The sequence below is a fragment of the Microbacterium oryzae genome, assembly GCF_009735645.1.
GTDB classification, from domain to species: Bacteria; Actinomycetota; Actinomycetes; order Actinomycetales; family Microbacteriaceae; genus Microbacterium; species Microbacterium oryzae.
In genome coordinates this window covers 2,495,453-2,519,386 of the sequence record NZ_CP032550.1, presented here as the reverse complement: position 1 = coordinate 2,519,386, position 23,934 = coordinate 2,495,453, and the positions used below count along the sequence as shown (strand labels likewise).

Sequence of the window (23,934 nt, the reverse complement as noted above, 5' to 3'; positions counted from 1 at the left end):
CCTTCTGTCTGTTCCGGTCCGCCGTCACGCGCCGAGGAGGGCGCGCGTGCCCGCGAGGCCCTGGGCGATGCCGTCGAAGATGTCGCCGCGGTACTCGTCGAACTCGACGACGAGCAGCTCGATCTGCGGGGCGGCCTCGAGGACGGGCTGCCACGCGATCGCTCCCTGGCCGGCGGGAAGCTGGTCCTCGCGGTCCTTGCTCAGGGCTCCGTCGACCTCCGGCGCGTCCTTGATGTGCAGGAAGCGCACGCGAGAGCCGAGCGTCTCGAGGAGCGCGGGCACGTCGGCGCCGCCGACGGCCGCCCAGTATGCGTCGACCTCGAGCGCGACGTCGTCGGGAAGGGCGCCCGCGAGCACCTCGAGCGCGGTCTGGCCGTCGAAGCGGTTCTCGATCTCCCAGTTGTGGTTGTGGTACCCGAACGACAGCCCGTAGCTGCGCGCCTTCTCCGCGTTCGCGGCGAGCTCGTCGGCGATGCGCAGCACCTCGTCGCGGCTGGTCCACCGCTCCGGTGCGATGAACGGGTCGATGAGAGTCGTCACACCGAGCGCCTGTGCGGCCTCGAACGCGCGCTCGGGCTCACCGACGGAGAGCGGCGCGTGGGCGGTGGGAGCGGCGAGACCGTGCGCGGCGAGCGCGGCCTCCAGCTGCGGGCGCCACTCGACGATGTTGTACAGCTCGATCTGGGTGAAGCCGATCTCCGCCGCTCGCGCGAGGGCGGCGTCGACGTCCTGCGCGACGGCGTCGCGGATCGTGTACAGCTGCAGGGCGACGGTGGCGTCGGACATCTTCGTTCTCTTCTCTCGTCGGCGGCGGCGGGCCATCCCGCGGATCGCGACGCTACCAGACTTCTGCTCCTCTACAAGCAAAAGTTGCGCGTTTCTCGCGGAATCGCCGCCGCCGCGCGGAGAGGCGCGACGCCCGAGCGCCGGGGGCGGCTATCGGGTGGCGAAGGCGGCGTCGAAGGCGGCGTCGGGCGGGGTGATCGCGTTGAGCGTGCGCACGAACGCGAGCGCCTCGGGGGCGCCCTGGAGCCGGTCCATGCCCGCGTCCTCCCACTCCACACTCGTGGGCCCGTCGTACCCGATCGCGTTCAACGCCCGGAACAACCGCTCCCACGGCACCGCCCCATGACCCGTCGAGACGAACGTCCACCCCCGCCGCGGATTCGCCCACGGCAGATGCGACCCCAGCACCCCATTGCGGCCATCCAGATTCGTCACCGACTCCTTCACATGCACATGCAGGATGTGATCCGCGAAATCCAGCACGAACGCCACCGGATCCAGCTGCTGCCACATGAAATGCGACGGATCGAAATTGATCCCGAACCCCGGCCGATGCCCGATCGCCTCCAGCGTCGCCTTCGCCGTCCAGTAGTCATACGCGATCTCCGACGGGTGCACCTCCAACGCGAACCGCACCCCCACCTCCTCGAACACGTCGATGATCGGATTCCACCGATCCGCGAAGTCCCGATACCCCGCCGCGATCATCTCCTCACTCGCCGGCGGGAACATCGCCACGTACTTCCAGATCGACGACCCCGTGAACCCCGTCACCGTCTTCACACCCAGCCTCGCCGCCAGCCGCGCGGTGTTCTTCAACTCCTCCGCCGCCCGCTGCCGCACACCCTCCGCGTCCCCATCGCCCCACACCCGATCCGACAGGATGTCCCGATGCCGCTCATCGATCGGGTCGTCGCACACCGCCTGACCCTTCAGATGATTCGAGATCGTCCAGACCTTCAGCCCGTGCCGCTCGAGGATCCCCAACCGGTCCTGCACGTACGCGTCGTCATCCCACCGCCACGGATCCAGATGATCCCCCCAGCACGCGATCTCCAGACCGTCGTACCCCCACTCCCCCGCCAGCCGGCACACCTCCTCGAACGGCAGATCCGCCCACTGACCCGTGAACAACGTGACCGGACGCGTCATCGCGACACCCTCTCTCCCGCGGTGCCCGCAGACACCGCCACCCAGCGCGCCTCGGCCGAAGCGCTCTCCTCCACCGCCGCCAGCACCCGCTGCACATGCAGTCCCTCGTCGAAGGAGGGCGCCGGAGTCGTCCCTGACGCGATGCCCTCGACGAGGTCCTTCACCTGATGCGAGAACGCGTGCTCGTAGCCGAGCATGTGACCGGCTGGCCACCATCCCTCGAGATACGGATGGCCGGGCTCGGTGACGACGACCCGCGTGAATCCCTGCTCGGTCGCGGGGGCATCGCGGTCGTAGACCCACAGGACGTTGAGGTCCTCCAGATCGAAGGCGATGGCGCCGCGGTCGCCCGACAGCTCCACGGACAGCGCGTTCTTGCGCCCGGTGGCGAAGCGCGTGGCCTCGAACCCCGCCAGCGCCCCGGATTCCAGCCGTGCGGTGAACATCGCGACGTCGTCGACCGTGACGGGTCCCATCTCGTCGCCACCCACCCCCGCGATGCCCACGCGCTCGGTCTCCACGGGGCGCTCCGTCACGATCGTGTCGAGCACGCCCGTGACCCGCTCGATCCGCTGCCCCGTGAGGAACTGCACGAGATCGACGGCATGGCCGCCGATGTCGCCGAGCGCTCCCGCGCCGGCCTTGTCCTTCTCGAGGCGCCACGACAGCGGTGCGCGCGGATCGACGAGCCAGTCCTGCCGGTACGCCGCGCGCACCTGCTGGATGCGGCCGATGCGACCGGCGGCGATGAGGTCCCGCGCGAGCGAGAGCGCCGGCACGCGCCGATAGGTGAATCCCAGCATCGCGACGATCCGGCGCTCCGCCGCGCTCCGCGCGGCCTCGGCCATCCGCTCGGCCTCGGCCACCGTGTTGGCGAGCGGCTTCTCGCACAGCACGTGCTTGCCGGCCTGCAGCGCCGCGATCGCGATCTCGGCATGGGAGTGGCCGGGTGTGACGATGTCGACGACGTCGATGTCGTCGCGGGCGATCACCTCCCGCCAGTCGCTCGCGGCCTCGCGCCATCCCCACGCCGCCGCCGCCCCCGCCACCGCGGCCTCGTTGCGACCGACGATCGCCGACATCTCGACGGCGCTCGGCAGCGCGAAGACCCGCGGCGCGGTGCGCCACGCCTGCGAGTGGGCGGCGCCCATGAAGCCGTGGCCGATCATCGCGACCCGCAGCGTTGTCGTCATGTCTCACTCCCTCATGCGGGCGCGAGGCCCGGTCGAGCGGGGGCGCCGAACCCGGCGCCCCCGCTCGTGATCAGGACTCGAACGCCAGATCGATGTAGTCGGCGACGTTGTCCTTCGTCACGACCGGCGCGTCCAGCACGATGCGGTACGGCACGCTCGGGGTGATGAGGTCGCTCATCGTCTTCTCCTGCGCGACGAGGCGCGCGAGCGCGATGCCGTCCGCGGCCTGCGTCGAGGGGTAGATGACGGTCGCCTTGATGACGCTGTCGTCGGCCTCGATGCGGTCCATCATGTTGACGCTGCCGGCGCCGCCGACGAGGAAGAACTCGTCGCGCCCCGCGGCCTCGATGGCGGCCAGCACGCCGACGCCCTGGTCGTCGTCGTGGTTCCAGATGGCGTCGATCTCCGGATTCGCCGACAGCAGCTGCGACGCGGCGGACTCGCCGCCCGCGACGGTGAAGTCGGCGGCCACGCGGGGGCCGACCTCGAGACCGCAGTCCTCGAGCGCATCCGCGAAGCCCTGCGAGCGGTCCTGGGTGAGCGGCAGCGAGTCGATGCCGGCGATCTCGCCGACGACCGCGTCGCTCTGCCCATCCAGCTGCTCGCAGATGTACGTGCCGGCGCTCACCCCCATGCCGTAGTTGTCGCCGAGGATGGTGGATCGCGAGGCGAACGTGCTGGAGAACTCGCGGTCGACGTTGATGACCGGGATCCCCGCCTCCATCGCCTGCAGGGCGACCTCGGTCAGCGCGGCGCCGTCGGTGGGGAGCAGGACGATGGCGTCCACGTCCTCGTTGATGAACTGCTCGACGGCGGCGATCTGCTGGCTGGCGTCGTTCGTGCCCTCCGCCTGGCGCAGCTCGACGTCGTCGAAGCTCTCCGCCGCGGCCAGCGCGCCGGAGTTGATCGCGCCCAGCCAGCCGTGGTCGGCCTCGGGTCCCGACCAGCCGATTACGACGGTGTCGCCCGAGGCGGCGTTCTCGTCGCTGGACGTGCCCTGCTCGGCGACGTTCTCCTCGGGAGTCGCCTCCTCGCCGTCGCTGGTGCAGCCGGCCAGCAGTCCGACGGCGACGAGGGCGACAGTGCCCGTCACCAGGGAACGAGCGCCGGGTCTACGCATTGTCCGCATGTCTCCTCCTTGAACATGATGCAGATGCGCCAATGCGTCCCCGCGCCGCAGCGCATCCGCTCTCGGAGAAGGTGTCCACATCGACGAGGTCAAGCTAACAGAACCGCGCAGGGCGTGTACAGCTTTCGCCGCGCGGTCGTCAGAAGTGCCCGCGGACGGCGCGACCGTGTGCGAGAGGCCCGGTCAGAGAGGGTTTCGGCGGTCGTCGATCCTGCGCTTCGCCGCGGCCCGTTCGCCCCTGTACGGCGGATGGGCGAGCTGTTATGTTCATCGCGTGATCAAAGATGACCACCGATCGACATTACTGTCCATGCGCCAGGTGAAGAAGAGCTTCGCGGGCGTGAAGGCGCTGCGCGGCGTCGATCTCGATGTCCGCCCCGGCGAGGTGCACTGCCTGCTCGGTCAGAACGGCGCGGGCAAGTCCACCCTCATCAAGACGCTCGCGGGCGTCCACCAGCCCGATTCCGGCGAGATCGTCTGGCAGGGCGAGACCGTCGACATCACGCACCCGCAGAAGGCCATCGAGCTCGGCATCGCCACGATGTACCAGGAGCTCGACGTCGTCGACGGCCTCACCATCGCGGAGAACATCTTCCTCGGCCACGAGCTGGACCGCGGCGGCTTCACCCGACGCGCGGAGTCCGCGCGCGAGACGCGCCGGCTCCTCGAGCGGCTCGGGCACGGCTCCCTCTCCCCGCACACCGAGGTCGGCTCGCTGAGCGCCGCGGAGAAGCAGATCGTGAGCATGGCGCGCGCCCTGTCGCACGACATCAAGCTCATCGTGATGGACGAGCCCTCCGCCGTGCTCGACGCCGAGGAGGTGCGGAAGCTCTTCCACGTCGTCCACGAGCTCACCGCGCAGGGGATCGCCGTGATCTACATCACGCATCGCCTCGAGGAGATCCGCACGATCGGCGACCGCATCACGGTGCTGAAGGACGGCCGCAGCATGGCGAGCAATCTCGCCGTCGCGGACACCCCCACCGATGTCCTCATCCGCCACATGACCGGCAGGACCGTCGAGAACGTCTTCCCTCCGGCCATCCCGCTGCCGGCGGACGCCCCGGTGCTGCTCGAGGTGGACGATCTCGCTCTCGACGGCGTCTTCGAGGACGTGTCGTTCTCGGTGCGCGCCGGAGAGGTCGTCGGGCTCGCGGGGCTCGTCGGCTCCGGGCGCTCCGAGATCGTCGAGACCGTGTACGGGGCTCGCCGCTCGACCTCGGGCACCGTGCGGGTCGCGGGGAAGACGCTGCCGCGCGGCTCCGTCGCCGCCGCGGTGTCCGCCGGCATGGGACTCAGCCCCGAGGAGCGGAAGTCGCAGGGACTCGTGCTGGGCGAGCCGATCTTCCGCAACGTGACCCTGTCGTCGTTCGGGCGGCACGCGAAGGGCGGCTTCCTCGATGAACGCGCCGAGCGGCGCGTCGCGCGCGAGCAGATCGATGCGCTGGAGCTGCGCCCGGCCGACCCCGACCGGCCCGCCGCGACGCTGTCGGGCGGCAACCAGCAGAAGATCCTGCTCGCGCGCTGGCTCGTCCACGGCAGCCGTGTGCTGCTGCTCGACGAGCCCACGCGCGGCGTGGACGTGGGCGCTCGCGCGGAGATCTACGGACTCATCCGACGCCTCGCGGCGGCCGGCAACGCCGTCGTCGTCATCTCCAGCGAGATCGAGGAAGTGCTCGGACTCGCGGACACCGTGCTCGTCGTCGGCGACGGGCGCGTCCTCGCCACTCTTCCCGCCTCGGAGATCGACGAGCACGGCGTGCTCGATCTCGTCATGAAAGGAGCTGCGGCATGAGCGCGCAGACGTCCCCCGATCTCGCCGACCCCACCACGGCCACCGCGACCACCGCGCCCGCATCGCCCCTGCGCCGGTTCTTCTCGAGCTCCGCCGGGCGCAACCTCGGCCTCGTGGTGGCGCTGCTCATCATCGTCATCGTCGGCGCCGTGACCGCGCCCGGCACGTTCACCACGTTCGACAACGCGCTCGTCATCCTGCGTCAGGCGTCGATCATCGGCGTGATCAGCATCGGCATGACCTTCGTGATCATCTCCGGCGGCATCGACCTGTCGGTCGGCGCGGTGACCGCCCTCGCCTCGGTGGCGGCGTCGCTGGCGGTCGTGCAGGACCTCGCCGACTCCATCCACTGGACCCTGATGATCCTCATCGCCCTCCTCATCGGCCTCGGAGCGGGGCTCATCAACGGCGTCGTGGTCGCCTACGGCCGGGTCGCGGCGTTCATGGCCACGCTCGCGATGCTCGTCGGCGCCCGCGGGGTGGCCGAGATCCTCGCCGACAACCGCACCCTCGTCATCTCCGACCGCGACTTCGTGCGCGCGCTCAACGTCGACATCCTGGGCGTGGACATCCTCATCTGGATCTTCGCCCTGGTCGCGGTCGCCGGCTGGCTGCTCCTGAACCGCACCACGTTCGGCCGCCGCACCGTCGCCATCGGCGGCAACCGCGAGGCCGCGCGCCTCGCGGGCATCAAGGTGAAGCGGCACACCATGTGGCTCTACGCCCTGTCGGGGCTCACCGCGGGCATCGCGGCCGTCATGATCCTGGGGCGCACCACGGCAGGCACCTCGACGCACGGCACCCTGTGGGAGCTCGACGCCATCGCCGCCGTCGTCGTCGGCGGCACCCTCCTCATCGGCGGCCGCGGCACGATCACCGGCACCGTGTTCGGGGTGCTGATCTTCGCCACGCTGTCGAACGTCTTCGTGCAGAACAACCTCTCCTCCTCGGTGCAGGCCGTCGCGAAGGGCGTCATCATCGTCATCGCGGTGCTCCTGCAGCAGCGCTTCGCCGCGCGGGACACGCGCTCGAGCTGAGCCGTGGACGACGCGCTGGGCGGAGCGAGCACGCGCCGACCGAGCCGTCGTCGCAGGATGAGGGAGCGGACGCGCACGTAGGATGACGTGTCCGTGTCGGGGCCGCGATCTGCTGCGGCGGCGCGGGGAAGGGAAGCGACATGCGAGAGGCCTCCACCGGCCGCGCCGATGTCGGCCAGCTGTTCCAGCTGCTGCGCGACGGCACGCCGCGCACGCGCGCGGAGCTGGCGAAGTCGACGGGGCTGGCCCGATCGACCGTCGCCGCGCGCGTGGACGAGCTCATGAGGATGGGGCTCATCACCCCCGTGGCCGACGCGGTGTCGACGGGCGGCCGCCCGCCGTCGCAGTTCGCGCTGAACCCGGCGGCCAAGGTCGTCGTCGCGGCCGACCTGGGCGCCTCGCACGCGACCGTCGCGATCACCGACCTCACCGGCGCCGTGCTGTCCGAGCACAGCGAGCGCATCGTCATCGCGGATGGCCCGGAGCCGGTCCTGACGTGGCTGATCGAGAGCGCGCACCGGCTGCTGGAGGAGACGGGACGCGGCGAGGCCGACGTCGCGGCCATCGGCATCGGCCTGCCCGGACCGGTGGAGTTCTTCACGGGCCAGCCGGTGAACCCGCCGATCATGCCCGGCTGGGACCGGTTCGACGTGCCCGGATGGGTGCGCTCGCACCTCCCCATGCCCGTGCCGGTGCTGGTCGACAACGACGTGAACATCTCCGCGCTCGGCGAGCGCGCCACGTCGTGGCCGGGCGCCGACCACTTCATGTTCGTGAAGGTCGCCACGGGCATCGGCGCCGGCATCATCTCCGGCGGTCGCCTGCAGCGCGGCGCGCAGGGCATCGCGGGAGACATCGGCCACGTCCGCGTGGCCCGCGGGGTCGACATCCCCTGCCAGTGCGGCAACACCGGGTGCCTCGAGGCGCTCGCGTCCGGGCCCGCGCTCGCGCGCGCACTCAGCGAGCAGGGCGTGGCCGCGCGCAGCGGAGGCGACGTCGTGGAGCTCGTCAAGCACGGCAACCTCCAGGCGATCCAGGCCGTCCGCCAGGCTGGGCGCGACATCGGCGAGATCCTCACGGCGTCGGTCAGCCTCATCAACCCGTCGGTCATCGCCATCGGCGGATCGATGGCGCGCGTGGGCGAGCACCTCATCGCCGGGGTGCGCGAGATCGTCTACACGCGCTCGACGCCGCTGGCGACGGAGCACCTGTCGATCGTGCAGTCGGCTGCCGCCGATCGGGCGGCCGTCGTCGGCGCGAGCATGCTCGCGGTGGAGCACGCGCTCTCCCCCGCGGGCCTCGCCGCGAGCTTCGGCCGCGTGGCGGTCTGACACCGCTCACGCCCCGCGCGCGCCTCTCCGCGCGACCCCGCGCAGACGCGAGAGGGCCCGCGCGTCATCGCGACGCGCGGGCCCTCTCGGTGCGGGTCAGACCTCCGCGAGGAGCTGGTGGACGACCTCCGTGCCGTCGACCTCGCCGCCGAAGCCGAGCAGCGTGCGCAGCGGCATCGACTCCAGCATCCGTACCATCTCCTCGTCGGAGATGATCGCCGCGACCTGGGCGCCCTGCTGGGCGAGCGCCTGCGAGAGCACGCCCGCTCCCTGCGGGTGGCGCTGCCAGTCGCCCACGGTCGATTCGATGTCGAGCGAGAAGACCGGAGCCGGCACGTCGAGCTCGATCGTCTCGGCCGCGACGATGTCGCGCGAGGACGTGCCGACCTCGACGACGAACGCGCCGGGCTCGACGGTCCAGCCGCTCTCGCCCCAGAACGCGAACGCGCGGTCGTCGAGCTCGAGGCGCACGCGGGTCGACTCGCCGGCGGCGAGCCGCACCTTCTGGAACGCCTTCAGCTCGCGCACCGGACGGTCGACGGAGGCCTCCGGGTCGCCCACGTAGACCTGCACGACCTCCGCGCCCGCACGCGAGCCCGTGTTCGTCACGGTCGCCTCGACGACGGCATGCGCGCGGCCGGACTCGGGAGCCGACACCGCGACATCCGACAGCGTGAAGGTCGTGTAGCCGAGGCCGAAGCCGAACGGGAAGGCCACGTCGCGCTCGGTCATGTCGTACCAGCGGTAGCCGACGTAGATGCGCTCGCCGTAGACGACCTTCTTCGGCGTGCCGGGGAAGTTGACGTGCGCGGGGTTGTCGGCGAGGCGCAGCGGGATGGTCTCGGCCAGGCGCCCGCCGGGCTCGGCGATCCCGAACAGCACGTCCGCGGCGGCAGAGCCGGAGGCCTGACCGCCCAGCCAGGCTTCGAGGATGGCCGGGACGTGGCCGGCGATGCCGTCGAGCGAGACGACGGAGCCGTTCGACAGCACGACGACGACGTTCGCGTTCGCCGCGACGACCGCGTCGAGCAGCCCGCGCTGCACGGCGGGCAGGTCGAGGTGGGTGCGGTCGAAGCCCTCCGACTCCTCCGCGTCGGGCAGCCCGAGGAAGAGCACGACGGTCTCGGCGCCGCGGGCGGCGGCGACGGCCTCGTCGACGAGCGCGGCGTCGGCCTGACCGTCGAGGCGGAAGCCGGCGGCGAATGCGACGTCGCGGCTGGTCGCCTCGCGGATGGCCTCGAGCGCGGTGTCGAGGCGGGTGGGGTTGATGTGCGAGCTGCCGGCGCCCTGGTAGCGCGGCGTGCGCGCGAACTCGCCGATGACGGCGATCGCGCCGCCCTGCTCGGCCGAGAGCGGGAGGATCGCGCCCTCGTTGGCGAGGAGCACGGTGCTCTCGGCCGCGATGCGACGCGCGAGGGCGTGGTGCGCCTCGAAGTCGACGTCCTCCGTCGCGCCGCGGTCGGCGCGGAGGCGGTCGTGCGCGGTGAGGATGCGCGAGACGGCGATGTCGATGGCGGCCTCGTCGACCTCGCCCGCCTCGAGGGCGGCGCGGACGTCCGCGGCGTGGCGCGCGCCCGCGGCGGGCATCGTGAGGTCGAGGCCGGCGGCGACGGCTGCCGGCGGGTTGTTGACGGCGCCCCAGTCGGAGACGACGTAGCCCTGGTAGCCCCACTCGTCGCGCAGGACGTCGGTGAGGAGCCAGCGGTTCTCCGACGCGTAGACGCCGTTGACGCGGTTGTACGAGCACATGACGGTGGCGGGCTGCGCCTCCTTCACGGTGCGCTCGAATGCGGGGAGGTAGATCTCGCGGAGCGTGCGCTCGTCGACCTCGGCGCTGATGCGCATGCGCTCGAACTCCTGGTTGTTCGCGGCGAAGTGCTTGAGGGAGGCGCCCACGCCCTGCTGCTGGATGCCGCGCACCCAGGCCGAGCCGAGCGCGCCGGCCAGCAGCGGGTCCTCGGAGAAGTACTCGAAGTTGCGGCCGCACAGGGGCGAGCGCTTGATGTTGACGCCCGGGCCGAGGAGCACGTCGACGTCGAGCGCACGGCTCTCGCGGCCGAGGGCCTCGCCCATCTCGGCGAGGAGCTCCGGGTCCCACGTCGAGCCGGTCGCGGCCGCCGTCGGGAACGCGGTGGCGGGGTGGCTGTCGTTGATGCCGAGGTGGTCCGCGGCGCCGGACTGCAGGCGGACGCCGTGCGGGCCGTCGGTCAGGGTCGCACCCTCGATCTCGGCGTGCTCGATGCCCCGGGTGGACCAGAAGGTGTCGCCCGTGAGCAGGGAGATCTTCTCGTCGAGGGAGAGGCGGGAGACGGCTGGGTGCATGGGGAGGCCTTTCTCGGTCCGTGCCGGACCTCGTCGCCGAGATCACTTACGCGCTTCAGTATGGGGTTGAATGTACCCCGAGCCCTTTCCGAACGCAAGGAAGCGCATGGCCCCTCCCTCCCCGCGCGGCACGCGCAGCGCCCGCGTGACCGCCGCCGACGTCGCCGCCGCAAGCGGCGTCTCCCGCGCCACCGTGAGCTACGTGCTCAACGACACCCCGGGGCAGACGATCCCGGAGACGACACGGCGTCGCGTGCTGCAGGCGGCCGCCGACCTCGGGTATGTGCCCAGCGTCCATGCGCGCGCCCTCGCATCGGGGAGCACGGGCATCGTCGTGATCGACACCAGCACCATCCCGCACGGCGAGCTCGTCGCGAACGCCACCCGCGCGCTGTCTCGAGCGCTCGTCGAGCGGGGCTACGTGCCGGTGGTGAATCAGTACACCGGCGCCGACGCCGGCGGCGAGGTGCTCGTCGCGCTGGCCGACCGGCTGCGACCCGAGGTCGTGCTGGCGCTCGGAGATCTCGATCCCGCGCTCGTCACCCGACTCGAGGGCCTGGGCGTCGCGCGCGTCGTGACGGCGTCGTCACAGGACCACATCGGCGTGATGGCCACGCTGCAGGTCGCGCATCTCGCCGAGCACGGGCATCGGTCGCTCGTCTACGTCGCGCCGCCCGAGCCGGAGCTCGCAGCGCTCTCCGAGCTGCGGCTGGCCGCCGCCCGCGCGGAGGCGACCGCGCGCGGGATCGCGCTCACGGCCATCCCGCTCGCGGAGCAGGAGCCGCTGGCCGCCGAGCTCGCGCGGCTGCGTGCCGCGGGAGCCACCGGCGTCGCAGCGTACAACGACGAGGTGGCCGTGGGCGTGCTCGGCGCCGCCCGCCGCGCGGGCATCGCGGTGCCGGACGAGCTCGCCATCATCGGCATCGACGACCTGCCGCTCGCCCGCCGCACCCATCCGCAGCTCACGACGGTCTCGCAGAGCGACGGCGGCCACCCGCAGATCGGGCCCGAGCAGATCGACGCGATCCTCGCCGGCGAGCAGCCGATCCTCCCGCCGGTGCGGCCGCGCGTGATCGTCCGCGACTCCGCCTGAGGGCCGCCCCCTACGCGGCGAGACGGCGGAAGCGGTCGCTCACGCGCGTTGAGCCCGACACGACGACCTCGGCGCCGGCGACCCCCGGCGCACCGACATGCAGGATGGCCCGGGCCAGGACCTCGTCGCGCACCTCGCGTCGCGCGTGGTCGTCGGCGAGCATCTCCACGAGCGCGGCGACCTCCGCCTCTGCGCGCGCCGCGATCGGGAACCACGGCAGCGCCGCACGCCAAGCGCGGAAGGCCAGCAGCAGCAGATCGTGCCGCTGCTCGACGTGCGCGCGCTCATGTGCGATGACCGCCACGAGCTCGTCGGCGTCCAGGCGGTCGAGGAGCCCCTGCGACAGCACGGTCACCGACCCGGCGCCGCGGGGCAGGCAGTACGCCACCGGCACCGCGTCGTCGAGCACCCGCGTGCGGGCGCGCGTGGGATGCGGCGACGACAGCAGATCCAGCAGCGACAGGTGCCGTCGGCGCTGGCGCACCACCTGCACGATCGTCACCGCGAGGTGGACGAGCAGGTACAGCGCGAAGGCCGCCGCGGGAGCGAGCGCGAGCAGATGGCGGCCCGGGGCGGCGGCGTAGCCGGCGAGGGCGAGGGCGCCGATCATCGACAGGCCGCCCGCGAGGCCGATCGCCTGCCACAGCAGCAGCGCGATGACGGGGGCGCGCATCGGCCACGCCGCCCGCGACAGGACGACGGGCACCGGCCAGGCCAGCGCGAGCGCGAAGAGGCCGAGCGCGACCGCGCTCCACACGATCATCCCGTGCGGGATGACGATGGCCCCGTCCAGCCCGGAGGCCACGGCGTCGGCCGCGAAGCGCGTCACGGGCGCTCGCTCAGACCGCGCCGCGCAGCAGCTTGCGGAGCACGGCCGCGTCCTCCTCGGAGACGCCGCCGACGAACCGCTCGAGCACGGCCATCCGGTCGGCGGACTCGCCGAGCACCTCGTGCATGAGCTCGGCGACGTGGTCCGCGCGCGAGGCGACGGGCGTGTAGCGGTGCGGGCGCACGGAGCGGTCGGAGGCGACGAAGCCCTTCTTCTCGAGGCGTGACAGCACGGTCAGCAGGGTCGTCGCGGCGAGCGCGCGCCCCTGCTCCAGCTCGAGTCGGTCCTTGACGTCGTACGCGGTCAGGGGCACATCCGCATCCCACACCGCGTCCATGACGGCGCGTTCGAGTTCGCCCAGCGTTCCCATGCGCACCTCCCTGCTTCCCGATCCTCGCGATCACGGCCATCCGCACCGGTCGTGATCTGCCGCAATTCTACCCCCGGTCGAACTTGTTCTACGATCAGTCGAACTAGTTCTACAAGGCGTAGAATTAGACGTGGTCGAGCGAGGCGCCCGACCCGATCCCCCCGAAGGAGAACCCGCGTGGACGTCCTCGACATCGCCCGCTGGCAGTTCGGCATCACCACCGTCTACCACTTCCTCATGGTCCCGCTCACGATCGGGCTCGGCATGTGCGTCGCGATCTTCCAGTCCGCCTGGGTGCGCACGGGCGATGAGCGGTTCCTGCGCATGACGAAGTTCTGGGGGAAGCTCTACCTCATCAACTTCATCGTCGGCGTCGCGACCGGCCTCGTCCAGGAGTTCCAGTTCGGGATGGCTTGGAGCGAGTACTCGAGGTTCGTCGGCGACGTGTTCGGCGCCCCGCTCGCCCTCGAGGGGCTGCTGGCGTTCTTCGTGGAGTCGACGTTCCTCGGCGTGTGGATCTTCGGCTGGGGCCGCCTGCGGAAGGGCCTCCACCTCGCCGCCCTCTGGTGCGCGGTCATCGGCTCCTGGGTCTCGGCGTACTTCATCATCGTCGCCAACTCGTGGATGCAGCACCCCGTCGGCGTCGAGCTCGGCGACGACGGCCGTCCGGTCATGACCGACATCTGGGCGGTCCTCACGAACAACACCGCGATCGCCGCGTTCACGCACACGATCCTCGGCGCGCTGGTCGTCGCCGGCATGTTCCTCCTCGGGCTGTCCTGGTACCACCTGTGGCGGCGGCGCCATGACGGCATCGACTCCGTCGACGACGACGGCCGCGTCGTCGTCGGGCGAGCGGATGTCCCTGGTCGCGACGAGAAGGATCACGGCGTCTGGCTGTGGTCGCTCCGCTTCGGCGCGGTCGTCGCCATCCTCGGCTTCGCCGGCACCGTCATCTCCGGCGACGTGCAGGGCAAGCTCATGTACGAGCAGCAGCCCATGAAGATGGCCGCGGCGGAGGCCGCCTGCCACACCGGCTCGTCCTTCTCCGTGCTGTCGCTCGGCGACCCCGGCTCGTCGGACTGCTCCGACGTCGTCACCCTCATCGAGGTCCCCGGCGTCCTGGGCTTCCTCGGCACCGGCGAGTGGGGCGCCGAGATGCCCGGCATCAGCGACCTCGAGCCGCAGTACGTCGACCAGTACGGCGAGACCATCCCCGACGACGCGCTCTACGGCGACCGGGCCGGCAGCGAGGTGCAGTACGTGCCGGTCATGTGGATCACGTACTGGGGCTTCCGGCTCATGATCGGGCTCGGCGGCATCGTCGCGGGCGCGGCCGTCATCGCGCTGTGGCTCACCCGCAAGGGGACCGTGTCGCGCTCGCCCTGGATCATGCGCCTCGCGCTCCTGGGCATCCTCGCCCCGTTCGCGGCGAACATCGCGGGCTGGATCTTCACCGAGATGGGCCGCCAGCCCTTCGTCGTGGCGCCGAACCCCGACGCGACCGGGGTCGACGGGGTGTTCATGTTCACGGCGGCCGCCGTGTCCCCCGGCGTCACGGCCGGCGAGCTGCTGTTCTCCGTCATCTCGCTCGCGGCCGTGTACGCGGTGATGCTCGTCTTCGAGCTCTTCCTGCTCGTCAAGTACGTGCGCGGCGGGGTGGCGAGCGCCATGCCGGAGCTCGCCCCCGCGCATGACCGCGACGACCATCCCGATGGTGACGGCCCGCGGGACGACGTGCTCGCGTTCGCCTACTGATCGACTGCTGAGGAACCCCCATGGATGCTCTTCCCGTCTTCTGGTTCATCGCCATCGCCGCTCTCTGGACCGGCTACCTCCTGCTGGAGGGCTTCGATCTCGGCGTCGGCATGCACATGCTCTTCGGCACGCGCGAGGAACGTGACCGCCGCGTCATGCTCAACACGATCGGCCCGGTGTGGGACGGCAACGAGGTGTGGCTCATCACGGCGGGAGCTGCGACCTTCGCCGCATTCCCGCACTGGTACGCGTCGCTGTTCTCCGCGCTCTACCTCCCGCTGACGATCACCCTCATCGGGCTCATCATCCGCGCGGTCGGCATCGAGTACCGCGGCAAGGTCGCGACGGCCCGGTGGGCGCGCTTCTGGACGCGCTGCATCGGCATCGGCTCGGTCATCGTCACGTTCTGCGTGGGCGCCGCCCTCGCCCTCACCTCGACGGGGCTGCCGCTCGATGAGAACGGCAACCGCGTCGGCGGGCCGTTCGTCTGGCTCACGCTGCCGGCGATCATCGGCGGCCTCGCGGTCGTCGGCTTCGCCCTCGCGCACTCCTCGACCTTCCTCGCGCTGAAGTCGGATGGCCCCGTCCGCGCTCGCGCGGGCCGGTTCTCCTCGCGATGGGCGCCGTTCTGCCTGATCCCGGCCGCGGTCTGGGCGCTGTGGGTGCAGTTCGCGCACGGCGGCACGCTGCTGTCGTGGGCGCTCGTCGTGCTCGCGGTGGTCGCGGCGGTCTACGGATGGCTGCAGGCGCGTCGCCGGCGGGAGGGCCGCGCCTTCGTCGGATACGCCGGGTTCGGCGTCTTCGGCGTCGCGGCGATCTTCGCAGGGCTGTTCCCCCGCGTGCTGCCCTCGACGATCGATCCGGCCTTCGACCTCACCGTGTGGACGGCGTCGAGCGGTCAGTACACGCTGGGGGTCATGACGGTCGTCGCGTGCGTGGGCCTTCCGGTCGTCCTCCTCTACCAGGCGTGGAGCTACTGGATCTTCCGCCGTCGCGTGACGCCCGGGATGATCCCCGACGTGCACGTGGTGCTGCCCGCGATCCTCCGCGCCAAGTGAGCGGCATGGCCGCCCCGGAGGTTGAGCGAGCGAAGCGAGACGAAACGCCGCAGCCCGCCCTCGACCCCTGGGTCCTCGAAGCTGAGCGCACCGCGGGCGTCCCCGGCTTCCGCCGCCCCGACCTCGGCCCGGTGCCCCGGGCACGGCTCGTCGCGCTCGGCGTGCTGGCCGCGCTCCGGGCGCTGGGTCTCGTCCTCATCGCCGACGCCATCGCCCGCGGCATCGCCGCCCTCGCCACCGGCGGTCTCGACACCGCGGCCGCGCGCGCCCTCCTCATCGCCGGCGTCGCGGGCGCGCTGCTGCGCGCGGGCGCCGAATGGGCCACCGCCGTCACCGCGCGTCGGGTCGCGAGCGAGGTCAAGCGCGATCTCCGCTCCCGGCTGTGGCGGCGCATCGCGGGCGGCGACGCGGCCGGCGGCGGCACCGCGGTGCTCGCCGCCGACGGACTCGACGACCTCGACGACTACTACGTGCAGTCGCTGCCCGCCCTCATCGCGGCGGCGGTCGTCCCGCTCGTCGTGGGTCTGCGGATCCTCGGCGCCGACTGGATCAGCGCGGGCGTCGTGGTCCTCACGGTGCCGCTCGTGCCGCTGTTCATGATCCTCATCGGCAAGCACACGCAGCAGCGCACCGACGCCGCGCTCTCGGCGCTCACGCGTCTCGCCGACCACCTCGCCGAGCTCGCCCGCGGGCTCCCCGTGCTCGTCGGCCTCGGGCGGGTGGCGGAGCAGACGGATGCCCTCGACGGCATCCAGCGCGCGTATCGCGAGCGCACCCAGGAGACCCTCCGCTGGGCGTTCCTGTCCGCGCTCGCCCTCGAGCTCATCGCGACGATCTCGGTCGCGCTCGTCGCGGTCCTCCTCGGCATCCGCCTGCTGAACGGCACCGTGGAACTGGCCCCGGCCATCCTCGCCCTCGTCCTGGCGCCCGAGTGCTACGCCGCCCTTCGCGAGGTGGGGACCGCGTTCCACGCGTCGCAGGACGGCCTCGCCGCCCTCGACCGCGCGAAGGCGCTGCTGTCGCGACCGGTCGCGCGCGACGTCCGCGACGGCGGCGCTCTCGCAACGGTCCGGGTCGAGAGCCTCGCCGTCCGGTACGCCGGCCGCGAGCACGTCGCCTTCACCCCGGTCACGGCCGAGCTCTCCGGCATCGTCTCCGTGGCGGGCCCGAGCGGCGCCGGCAAGTCGACCCTGCTCGCGGCGCTGACCGGCACGCTTCCCGCCGATGCGACGGCGACGGGCCGGGTCGACGGCGTCGGGGCGGATGGCGTGGGCTGGGCACCGCAGGCGCCCCGCGGCTTCGCGGGCACTCCCATCGAGGAGCTCGCGCTCTACGGTGCCGCCGACCCGCTCGGCGCCCTGGCCGAGCTCGGCCTCGCGCACGTGGCGGAGGCGTCGATCGCCGAGCTGAGCCCCGGCGAGCTGCGCCGCCTGGCGGTAGCACGGGCCCTGGCGCGCGTCGACGCGGGAGCCCGGCTGCTCGTGCTCGACGAGCCGACCGCCCACCTCGACCGGGCGTCCGCGGACCGCGTGCGCGCGGCCATCCGCCGTCGCGCGGAGCGGGCGACCGTCGTCCTCGCGAGCCACGAGCCCGAGACGCTCGCCCTCGCGACGTCCACCGTCGCCCTCGCGCCCGCCGCCCCCCTCACGCCGGGGACCGTGTCTCACGCCGCGCGGCCATCCGCCGCTTCCCCCGTGTCTCAGCCCGCGCGGGCATCCGAGCCGCGAACTCGCAGCGACCGAGACACGGCGGATCAGGCGAAGGGCCTCAGCCTGCTCTCGCTCCTCCGGCCCGAGCTCCCGGCGTGGGCGGGGGCGGTCGCGCTCGGCGTCGTCGCCACCGGACTCGGGCTCGCGCTCACGGCGGTGTCGGGGTGGCTGATCGTCCGCGCCAGCGTGGAGGAGTACATCATGTACCTCCTCGTCGCGATCGTCGGCGTCCGCGCGTTCGGCATCGGCCGCTCGGTCGGCCGATACGCCGAGCGCCTCGTCACGCACCGCGCGGCCTTCCGCACCGTGGACGCGCTGCGCCTGCGCCTGTGGCGTGCGATCGCCGCCCGCGGCGCGGGATCGCGCCGGCTCCTCGAGGGCGGCGCGCCGCTGGACTACCTCGTCACGCTCGCCGACGACCTGCGCGACCAGCTGCCGCGCGTCGTCGCGCCGCTCGCGATCGGCGTGCTGGCCGCACTCGGCGCCGTCGTGACGACCTGGTTCGTCGTCCCGCACCTCACCCTGCTCGTCCTCGTCGTGCTCGCCGGGGCCCTCGCCCTCGCGGCCTGGCTGTCGTCCCTCGCCGAGCGGGGCGCGGGGCGCGCGCGCGTCGCCGCCCGCTCGGAGATCGTCCGCGGCACCGCCGCCCTCGCCGCCGCGTCCGCCGACCTCCGCGGCAACGGGATGGCTCCTGCCGCGCTCACCGCGCTCGACGCGGCCGCCGCCCGACTCGCGGACGCCGAGCGCCGCGCCTCCTGGGCCGCCGGGCTCGGCACCGCCGTCGTCACCGCCGCCACGGCCATCCTCGCCGTCGTCGTCGCGCCGCTCTCCCCCGGCATCCCCGCCGAGAGCGTCTCCGTCATCGCCCTCCTCGCGCTCGCACTGCTCGACCCGCTCGCCGGATTCGTCGCCGCCGCGCACCGCGTTCCGGCCCTGCGCGAGGTGATCGGCCGCCTGGCTCCCGTGCTGCGGCCCGCCCCCACCGCCGCGTGGGGCGAGCAGCAGCCCGACGGCGTCACGCAGGCCGTCGACCTCGACGACGTCGCCGTGCAGTACCCCGGCGCCGACCATCCGGCGGTCTCGGGCGTCTCGGGAACGGCGACCGCCGGCCGCTGGCTCGTCGTCGCGGGCCCCTCCGGGTCGGGCAAATCGACACTGCTCTCGGCGATCATGGGCGCACTTCCGGTCGCGCACGGCGAGATCCGCGCCGACGGCACCGCGCTCACGTCGCTCGACGAGCACGCCTGGCGCGGTCGCGTGGCCTGGTGCCCGCAGGACGCGTACGTCTTCGACTCCACCCTCCGCGGCAACCTCCTCCTCGCCCGTGGCCGGGACGAAAGCCCCGACGACGCGGCCCTGCAGGACGCGCTGATCCGGGTGGGGCTCGGGCCGCTGCTCGCTGCGCTGTCGGATGGCCTGAGCACGCGGGTGGGAGCGGCCGGCTCCGCGCTCTCCGGCGGCGAGCGCCAGCGACTCGCTGTCGCTCGGGCGCTGCTGGCGCGGGCCGACGTCATCCTCCTCGACGAGCCCACCGCGCACCTCGACGCCCCGACCGCGGCCGCCATGATGGCCGACGTCCGTGCGGCGACAGAAGACAGGGTCGTCGTGCTCGTCTCGCACCGCGACGAGGACCGCCGCCCCGACGACGCCCTCGTGCACCTCTGACCGCCGCCGCCCGCGTGCGAGAGTAGTGCGGTGACCGATCCCGCCGCCGACCTCCGGCGCGTGGCCGTCGTCGTGCTCGAGGGCGCGAAGCCGCTCGACGTCGGCATCCCCGCGCAGGTGTTCACGACGCGCGCGAGCATGCCGTACCAGGTGCGCGTGTGCGGCGCGGCCCCCGGGCTCGTCGCCGGCGGCGACGGCCTGTCGTACCACGTGGCCCACGGGCTCGAGGCGCTGGAGTGGGCGGACCTCGTCTTCATCCCCGGCTACCGTCGCCCCGACGAGGACGATCCGCCGCCCGCTGTCGTCGACGCGCTGATCGCCGCGCACGCGCGCGGCGCCCGGCTCGCCGCCATCTCGACCGGCGCCTTCGCTCTCGCGGCGACCGGCCTCCTCGACAGCCGCCGCGCGACCACGCACTGGCACTACACGCGTGCGCTCGCCCGTCGGCACCCGCGCATCCGCGTGGACGAGAACGTCCTGTTCGTCGACGAGGGGAGCGTGCTGACCTCCGCCGGCGCCGCGTCGGGCATCGACCTGTGTCTGCACATCCTGCGCGCGGATCTCGGCGTCGCCGCCTCCAATCACGCGGCCCGCCGTCTCGTCGCCGCGCCGTACCGCAGCGGCGGGCAGGCGCAGTACGTGCCCCGCAGCGTGCCCGAGCCCATCGGCGAGCGCTTCGCCGCGACGCGCGAGTGGGCGCTTCATCGCCTGGGCGACCCGCTCACGCTGGAGACGCTCGCCCGTCACGCGGCGGTGTCCGCGCGGACCTTCTCGCGCCGGTTCCTCGAGGACACCGGCTACACGCCCATGCAGTGGGTGATGCGCGCACGCATCGACCTCGCGCGCGAGCTGCTGGAGCGGTCGGAGCTCGGCATCGAGCAGATCGCCGCCGATGTGGGCCTCGGCACCGGAGCGAACCTGCGCCAGCACTTCCAGCGCATCCTCGGGACCACGCCGACCGACTACCGCCGCACCTTCACTCGCGGCGGCTAGCGCTCAGCGCTGCCGCTGCCCGCCAGGTCCTTCAGCAGCACGGCGGCCTGGACGCGATTGTCCACGCCGAGCTTTTGAAGCACGCGACCGACATGGGTCTTCACCGTGGCGAGCGAGAGGAAGAGCTCGGCCGCGATGTCCGCATTCGACATGCCCCTGGCCACCGCCGCCGCGACCTCTCGCTCCCGCCGGGTGAGCGCGGACAGGGCCGAGGCATCCGCGGTCGATGCCGGACGCGCGCCTCCGGCGGCGAGGTGGACGATCCGCTGCCATACCGAAGGCGTCAACGTCGAGCCGCCGCGCGCCGCCGCGTGGACTGCCCGCACCAGCTCATCGGGGGGCGTGTCCTTCAACAGGAAGCCCCTGGCTCCGGCCTGCAGCGCCTGCACGACCAGGTCGTCGGCGTCGAACGTCGTGAGGATGATGATGGCGAGGTCCGGGTCGCGGTCGAGCTCGCGCCGAGTGGCCGCGATGCCGTCGCACCGCGGCATCCGGATGTCCATGAGCACCACGTCCGGATCGGTCGTCTCGATCGCGGCCGCGGCGGACAGCCCGTCGGCTGCCTCGCCGACGACGACGATGCCGGGATCGGTGCCGAGCAGAAGCGTGAGGCCGGCTCTCACGTACGCGTCGTCGTCGACGATCACGACGCGGACGGCGTCCGGACTCGTAATCGCCTTCGCGGTGGCCGCGCTCACGTCCACGGGAGCTCCACCTCGACGATGTGCGCGCCGCCGTCGACGTGTGCACGTGCAGAGCCGCCGACCGTGCGGGCGCGCTCGTCGATGCCGATGAGGCCGAATCCGCCGCCGGACGTGCTCGCCATTGCCTCGAGCAGCTCGTTCGACACCGAGATGCAGAGCGTCTTGCCGACCTCGCCGGACAGCGCCACGCACACGCGCCGACCGGGCGCGTGCTTGCGCGCGTTCGTGAGGCACTCCTGGACGATGCGGAACGCGTGACGGCTGACGGTCACCGGAATGCCCGCCGTGTCGACGTCCACCTGCAGCGAGGCGTCCGGATGCTGGGCGACGAGATCGTCCAGGTCCGCGAGCGTCGGGAGCGGCGACGACGCGTCGTCGGGGTGCTCGCGCAGCACCGCGAGCACTTCCCGCAGCTCCTGCAGGGCGCAGCGGGAGTTGTCGTGCACCAGGTCGACGGCGGACCGCGTCTCCGCGCTCGTCAGATCCGTGCGGTAGCGGAGAGCCGCGGCGTGCATCGCCACCAGTGAGAGGCGATGGCCGAGCGCGTCATGCATCTCCTGCGCGATGCGCGTGCGCTCGTGCTCGCGGGCACGGCTCTCACGCAGCGCCTGCTCTCGTCGACTCAGCTGGGCGCGCTCGCGAAGCGACGCCACGAGCTCCCGCCTGCCGCCGATGGAGATGCCGATCGCGATGGCCACGGCGAGCACGGCGACGAGCAGGGGGACGAAGAGACCCAGCTCGGAGAGCGGATCCGCGGACGGGAGCAGCGTCGCTCCTGTCATCTCGACGACGACGCTGCTGGCGATCACGCCGGATGACACCACGGCGATCTCCTGCCAGCGGCGGCGGGTCGCGACGGAGACGAGCATCAGCAGCGCCGCGGGCACCGCGAGAGTGGAGAAGCCCGCGACGACGGCCACCAGAGTCCCGACGACCACCGGCGCGCGACGGCGCAACGGGATGAGCAGGACCGCGACGAGGCCGAGCACGAGGTCGGCGAGGAGGATCCCTCCTGTCCGCAGGTCATCCGGGGCGAGGCCCGACTCGACGCTGAGGCCGAAGTTCACGATGAAGAGCAGCACCCCGGCCGTGAGCGCGGCCAGCAGACGCCACGCTTCTCCGCCGAGTCTGCGCCACCTGCCGGAGCGGGGGACGCCTCGGATGCTCTGCCCGTTCGCCGGGTGCGCGATGTCGACCGTCATACTCGAAGCCTAGGAACGCGCGGCGGCGCTCCGCGTCGTCCGAAGGTCTCATCTGCGCGACCCAATCGGCGGGATGCGAGCGCTCAGCGCTCGCACTGCAGCCACCCGCGCAGCCGATCGAGGGGCCATGTCGTGATGATGCGATCGGCCGGCACTCCCGCCCGCTCGGCGCGCTCGGCGCCGTAGTCCAGCAGCGACAGCTGACCGGGCGCGTGGGCGTCGCTGTCGATCGAGAACAGGCAGCCCTTCGCGAGGGCGAGCGCGATGAGCTCGTCCGGCGGGTCCTGGCGCTCGGGCCGCGAGTTGATCTCCACCGCGACGCCGTGCTCCGCGCACGCGTCGAACACGGCGTCCGCGTCGAACTCCGACGGCGGCCGCGTGCCGCGCGACCCCTCCACGAGACGGCCGGTGCAGTGCCCGAGCACGTGCGTGCGGGGGTTGCGGATGGCCCCGAGCATGCGGGCGGTCATCTCGCGTCGATCTGCGCGCAGATGGGAGTGCACGCTCGCGACGACGACGTCGAGGCGCTCGAGCAGCGCGTCTTCCTGGTCCAGGCCGCCGTCGTCGAGGATGTCGACCTCGATGCCGCTGAGCAGCGTGAAGCCGTCGCCGGAGAGGCCGGCCACCACGTCGAGCTGCGCGGTCAGCCGCTCCGGTGAGAGCCCGTTCGCGACCCGCAGCCGCGGGGAGTGATCGGTGAGGGCGAGGTACTCGTGCCCCAACCGACGACCGGCCGCCACCATCAGGTCGATGGACGTGAGGCCATCCGACCACTCGGAGTGGCTGTGGAGGTCGCCGCGGAGGGCCGCTCGCAGCTCGCTGCGCCCGGCGACGCCGGTGCGCTCGCGGAGGTCGGCGAGGTAGGCCGGAACGTCACCGGCGAGCGCCTCCTGGATGACGCGGAACGTCGTCTCGCCGATCCCCTCCCGTCGCCGGAGCGACGCCGCGTCGCGCAGCTCCTCCGGCGTGAGCGATGCGATGACGTCGGCGGCACGTCGGAACGCCTTCGACTTGTAGCGCGACGAGCGCTCGCGCTCCAGGAGGTAGGCGATCTCTGCCAGTGCATCGAGCGGATCCATGCTCGTCAGTCTGCCGCGCACGTCGTGCGGCGGCGCTGGCGGAATCCTTTCGCACCCTGTCCTTCTCGCCGCTGTCGCGATCGGATGACCCGGGGGACGCTGGAGGGGTATCGACGGGATTGACGCTCGCACCGCCACCTCGTCTGCCATACCTTTCGAACGGGCCTGACGCACAGTGGGCCCGTTCGGCTGTTTCCGGCCCGCCTCAGGCGCAGATCTTCGCCACCGTGCGGAGATTCCTCGTCGTGGTGACGGCCTTCCACCGCGGCTTCGCGAGCTGCTTCGCGAACGCGGTGTCGACGCTCGAGCCCTTCGGCGGCGTCCAGTAGACGACGCCGGGACCGGGTGCGATCGGGTCCTCATCGGACGGCTCCGCGCTCGCGAGGAGCTCCTCCCGCACCGCGGGGTCGGCGCAGAACACGACGTACGGCTGGCGCGCCTCATCCGACGCGTCGAACGGGAAGGCGTCGAGCGCCGCGCGCATCTCCGCGAGCGTCACCAGGACGATCCATGCGTCGTAGCCGAAGCGCTCGGCCAGCGCCCGCTCGAGGTCGGTCTTGAGAGCCCGGCCCTCGCCATCCGCGGAGAACCGCACGTTGCCGCTGGCGAGGTAGGTGCGCGCGTCGGCGAAGCCGCTCTCGGCGAACAGCGCCTTCAGGTCCGCCGAGCGGACGGTGACGCCGCCGACGTTCACTCCGCGCAGCAGCGCGACGTACTCCGTCATGCCCC

General features: G+C 72.4%; 19 protein-coding genes. 8 read left to right on the top strand and 11 right to left on the bottom strand.

All coding sequences use genetic code 11. From position 1 onward, the window contains the following. Positions 1-24: 24 nt before the first annotated feature. The 4 genes from D7D94_RS11785 to D7D94_RS11770 all read right to left on the bottom strand — a co-directional run bounded on the left by D7D94_RS11785 (position 25) and on the right by D7D94_RS11770 (position 4,260). Positions 25-786: a sugar phosphate isomerase/epimerase family protein gene (locus D7D94_RS11785; RefSeq protein ID WP_156242783.1), complete on the bottom strand. Its 762-nt coding sequence runs from the start codon at positions 784-786 to the stop codon at positions 25-27. A 150-nt stretch (positions 787-936) separates the two neighbouring features. After that, the gene (locus D7D94_RS11780; RefSeq protein ID WP_156242782.1) at positions 937-1,938 is read right to left on the bottom strand and encodes a sugar phosphate isomerase/epimerase family protein; all 1,002 of its coding nucleotides are present in this window, start codon (positions 1,936-1,938) and stop codon (positions 937-939) included. Further along, on the bottom strand, positions 1,935-3,131 hold the full coding sequence (locus D7D94_RS11775) for a Gfo/Idh/MocA family protein (protein ID WP_246171789.1): 1,197 nt from the start codon (positions 3,129-3,131) through the stop codon (positions 1,935-1,937). Before D7D94_RS11775 ends, D7D94_RS11780 begins: the two co-directional genes overlap by 4 nt. Positions 3,132-3,201: 70 nt before the next feature. Continuing rightward, entirely contained in the window at positions 3,202-4,260 is a 1,059-nt protein-coding gene (locus tag D7D94_RS11770; RefSeq protein ID WP_156242781.1) for a substrate-binding domain-containing protein, read from the bottom strand. Between the two features lie 310 nt (positions 4,261-4,570). On the opposite strand from D7D94_RS11770, the gene D7D94_RS11765 reads away from it, so the two are divergent. The 3 genes from D7D94_RS11765 (at position 4,571) to D7D94_RS11755 (ending at position 8,423) form a co-directional block, all read left to right on the top strand. After that, entirely contained in the window at positions 4,571-6,055 is a 1,485-nt protein-coding gene (locus D7D94_RS11765; protein ID WP_173024321.1) for a sugar ABC transporter ATP-binding protein, read from the top strand. After that, positions 6,052-7,092, top strand: a complete 1,041-nt coding sequence (locus D7D94_RS11760) for an ABC transporter permease (RefSeq protein WP_156242780.1) — start codon at positions 6,052-6,054, stop codon at positions 7,090-7,092. The genes D7D94_RS11765 and D7D94_RS11760 overlap by 4 nt, the downstream gene beginning before the upstream one ends. Before the next feature lie 140 nt (positions 7,093-7,232). Then, entirely contained in the window at positions 7,233-8,423 is a 1,191-nt protein-coding gene (locus tag D7D94_RS11755; protein WP_156242779.1) for an ROK family transcriptional regulator, read from the top strand. Between the two features lie 96 nt (positions 8,424-8,519). Here the strand turns inward: D7D94_RS11755 and D7D94_RS11750 are convergent, their stop codons facing one another. Then, positions 8,520-10,745 (bottom strand): beta-glucosidase family protein, encoded by a 2,226-nt coding sequence (locus D7D94_RS11750; protein ID WP_156242778.1) that lies wholly within the window; start codon positions 10,743-10,745, stop codon positions 8,520-8,522. A 106-nt stretch (positions 10,746-10,851) separates the two neighbouring features. Here D7D94_RS11750 and D7D94_RS11745 point away from each other — a divergent pair, with 106 nt between their 5' ends. Then, positions 10,852-11,838, top strand: coding sequence for a LacI family DNA-binding transcriptional regulator (locus D7D94_RS11745; protein WP_156242777.1), 987 nt, complete (start codon positions 10,852-10,854; stop codon positions 11,836-11,838). Positions 11,839-11,848: 10 nt separating this feature from the next. Here D7D94_RS11745 and D7D94_RS11740 read toward each other — a convergent pair whose 3' ends face one another. Both D7D94_RS11740 and D7D94_RS11735 read right to left on the bottom strand, forming a co-directional pair. Then, a complete protein-coding gene (locus tag D7D94_RS11740) occupies positions 11,849-12,667 on the bottom strand; it encodes a M56 family metallopeptidase (protein WP_246171788.1) in 819 nt (272 codons plus the stop codon). Positions 12,668-12,677: 10 nt separating this feature from the next. Continuing rightward, entirely contained in the window at positions 12,678-13,037 is a 360-nt protein-coding gene (locus D7D94_RS11735) for a BlaI/MecI/CopY family transcriptional regulator (RefSeq protein ID WP_156242776.1), read from the bottom strand. A 177-nt stretch (positions 13,038-13,214) separates the two neighbouring features. Here D7D94_RS11735 and D7D94_RS11730 point away from each other — a divergent pair, with 177 nt between their 5' ends. From D7D94_RS11730 to D7D94_RS11715, 4 genes are read left to right on the top strand one after another with little or no spacing between them, the layout of a single operon-like run. Next, positions 13,215-14,795, top strand: coding sequence for a cytochrome ubiquinol oxidase subunit I (locus D7D94_RS11730; RefSeq protein WP_156242775.1), 1,581 nt, complete (start codon positions 13,215-13,217; stop codon positions 14,793-14,795). A gap of 20 nt (positions 14,796-14,815) precedes the next feature. Beyond that, on the top strand, positions 14,816-15,853 hold the full coding sequence (gene cydB / locus D7D94_RS11725; protein WP_156242774.1) for a cytochrome d ubiquinol oxidase subunit II: 1,038 nt from the start codon (positions 14,816-14,818) through the stop codon (positions 15,851-15,853). Positions 15,854-15,858: 5 nt separating this feature from the next. Further along, on the top strand, positions 15,859-19,227 hold the full coding sequence (gene cydC / locus D7D94_RS11720; protein ID WP_246171942.1) for a thiol reductant ABC exporter subunit CydC: 3,369 nt from the start codon (positions 15,859-15,861) through the stop codon (positions 19,225-19,227). 30 nt (positions 19,228-19,257) lie between these two features. Further along, positions 19,258-20,220, top strand: coding sequence for a GlxA family transcriptional regulator (locus tag D7D94_RS11715; protein ID WP_156242772.1), 963 nt, complete (start codon positions 19,258-19,260; stop codon positions 20,218-20,220). Here the strand turns inward: D7D94_RS11715 and D7D94_RS11710 are convergent. The 4 genes from D7D94_RS11710 to D7D94_RS11695 form a co-directional block, all read right to left on the bottom strand. After that, positions 20,217-20,918, bottom strand: a complete 702-nt coding sequence (locus D7D94_RS11710) for a response regulator (protein WP_246171787.1) — start codon at positions 20,916-20,918, stop codon at positions 20,217-20,219. The genes D7D94_RS11715 and D7D94_RS11710 overlap by 4 nt on opposite strands. Next, positions 20,915-22,126 carry a sensor histidine kinase gene (locus D7D94_RS11705; protein WP_156242771.1) on the bottom strand — a complete coding sequence of 404 codons (1,212 nt, stop codon included), beginning with the start codon at positions 22,124-22,126 and terminating at the stop codon, positions 20,915-20,917. The genes D7D94_RS11710 and D7D94_RS11705 overlap by 4 nt, the downstream gene beginning before the upstream one ends. 83 nt (positions 22,127-22,209) lie before the next feature. Then, positions 22,210-23,205, bottom strand: a complete 996-nt coding sequence (locus D7D94_RS11700) for a PHP domain-containing protein (protein WP_156242770.1) — start codon at positions 23,203-23,205, stop codon at positions 22,210-22,212. Between the two features lie 205 nt (positions 23,206-23,410). After that, entirely contained in the window at positions 23,411-23,929 is a 519-nt protein-coding gene (locus D7D94_RS11695) for a DUF1697 domain-containing protein (protein ID WP_156242769.1), read from the bottom strand. Positions 23,930-23,934 lie beyond the last annotated feature (5 nt).

Coding starts and splice junctions, on each gene's coding strand:
- D7D94_RS11785 (WP_156242783.1), bottom strand. CDS start 786: ATGTCCGACGCCACCGTCGCCCTGCAGCTGTACACGATCCGCGACGCC.
- D7D94_RS11780 (WP_156242782.1), bottom strand. CDS start 1,938: ATGACGCGTCCGGTCACGTTGTTCACGGGTCAGTGGGCGGATCTGCCG.
- D7D94_RS11775 (WP_246171789.1), bottom strand. CDS start 3,131: ATGACGACAACGCTGCGGGTCGCGATGATCGGCCACGGCTTCATGGGC.
- D7D94_RS11770 (WP_156242781.1), bottom strand. CDS start 4,260: ATGCGGACAATGCGTAGACCCGGCGCTCGTTCCCTGGTGACGGGCACT.
- D7D94_RS11765 (WP_173024321.1), top strand. CDS start 4,571: ATGCGCCAGGTGAAGAAGAGCTTCGCGGGCGTGAAGGCGCTGCGCGGC.
- D7D94_RS11760 (WP_156242780.1), top strand. CDS start 6,052: ATGAGCGCGCAGACGTCCCCCGATCTCGCCGACCCCACCACGGCCACC.
- D7D94_RS11755 (WP_156242779.1), top strand. CDS start 7,233: ATGCGAGAGGCCTCCACCGGCCGCGCCGATGTCGGCCAGCTGTTCCAG.
- D7D94_RS11750 (WP_156242778.1), bottom strand. CDS start 10,745: ATGCACCCAGCCGTCTCCCGCCTCTCCCTCGACGAGAAGATCTCCCTG.
- D7D94_RS11745 (WP_156242777.1), top strand. CDS start 10,852: ATGGCCCCTCCCTCCCCGCGCGGCACGCGCAGCGCCCGCGTGACCGCC.
- D7D94_RS11735 (WP_156242776.1), bottom strand. CDS start 13,037: ATGGGAACGCTGGGCGAACTCGAACGCGCCGTCATGGACGCGGTGTGG.
- cydB (WP_156242774.1), top strand. CDS start 14,816: ATGGATGCTCTTCCCGTCTTCTGGTTCATCGCCATCGCCGCTCTCTGG.
- cydC (WP_246171942.1), top strand. CDS start 15,859: ATGGCCGCCCCGGAGGTTGAGCGAGCGAAGCGAGACGAAACGCCGCAG.
- D7D94_RS11705 (WP_156242771.1), bottom strand. CDS start 22,126: ATGACGGTCGACATCGCGCACCCGGCGAACGGGCAGAGCATCCGAGGC.
- D7D94_RS11700 (WP_156242770.1), bottom strand. CDS start 23,205: ATGGATCCGCTCGATGCACTGGCAGAGATCGCCTACCTCCTGGAGCGC.
- D7D94_RS11695 (WP_156242769.1), bottom strand. CDS start 23,929: ATGACGGAGTACGTCGCGCTGCTGCGCGGAGTGAACGTCGGCGGCGTC.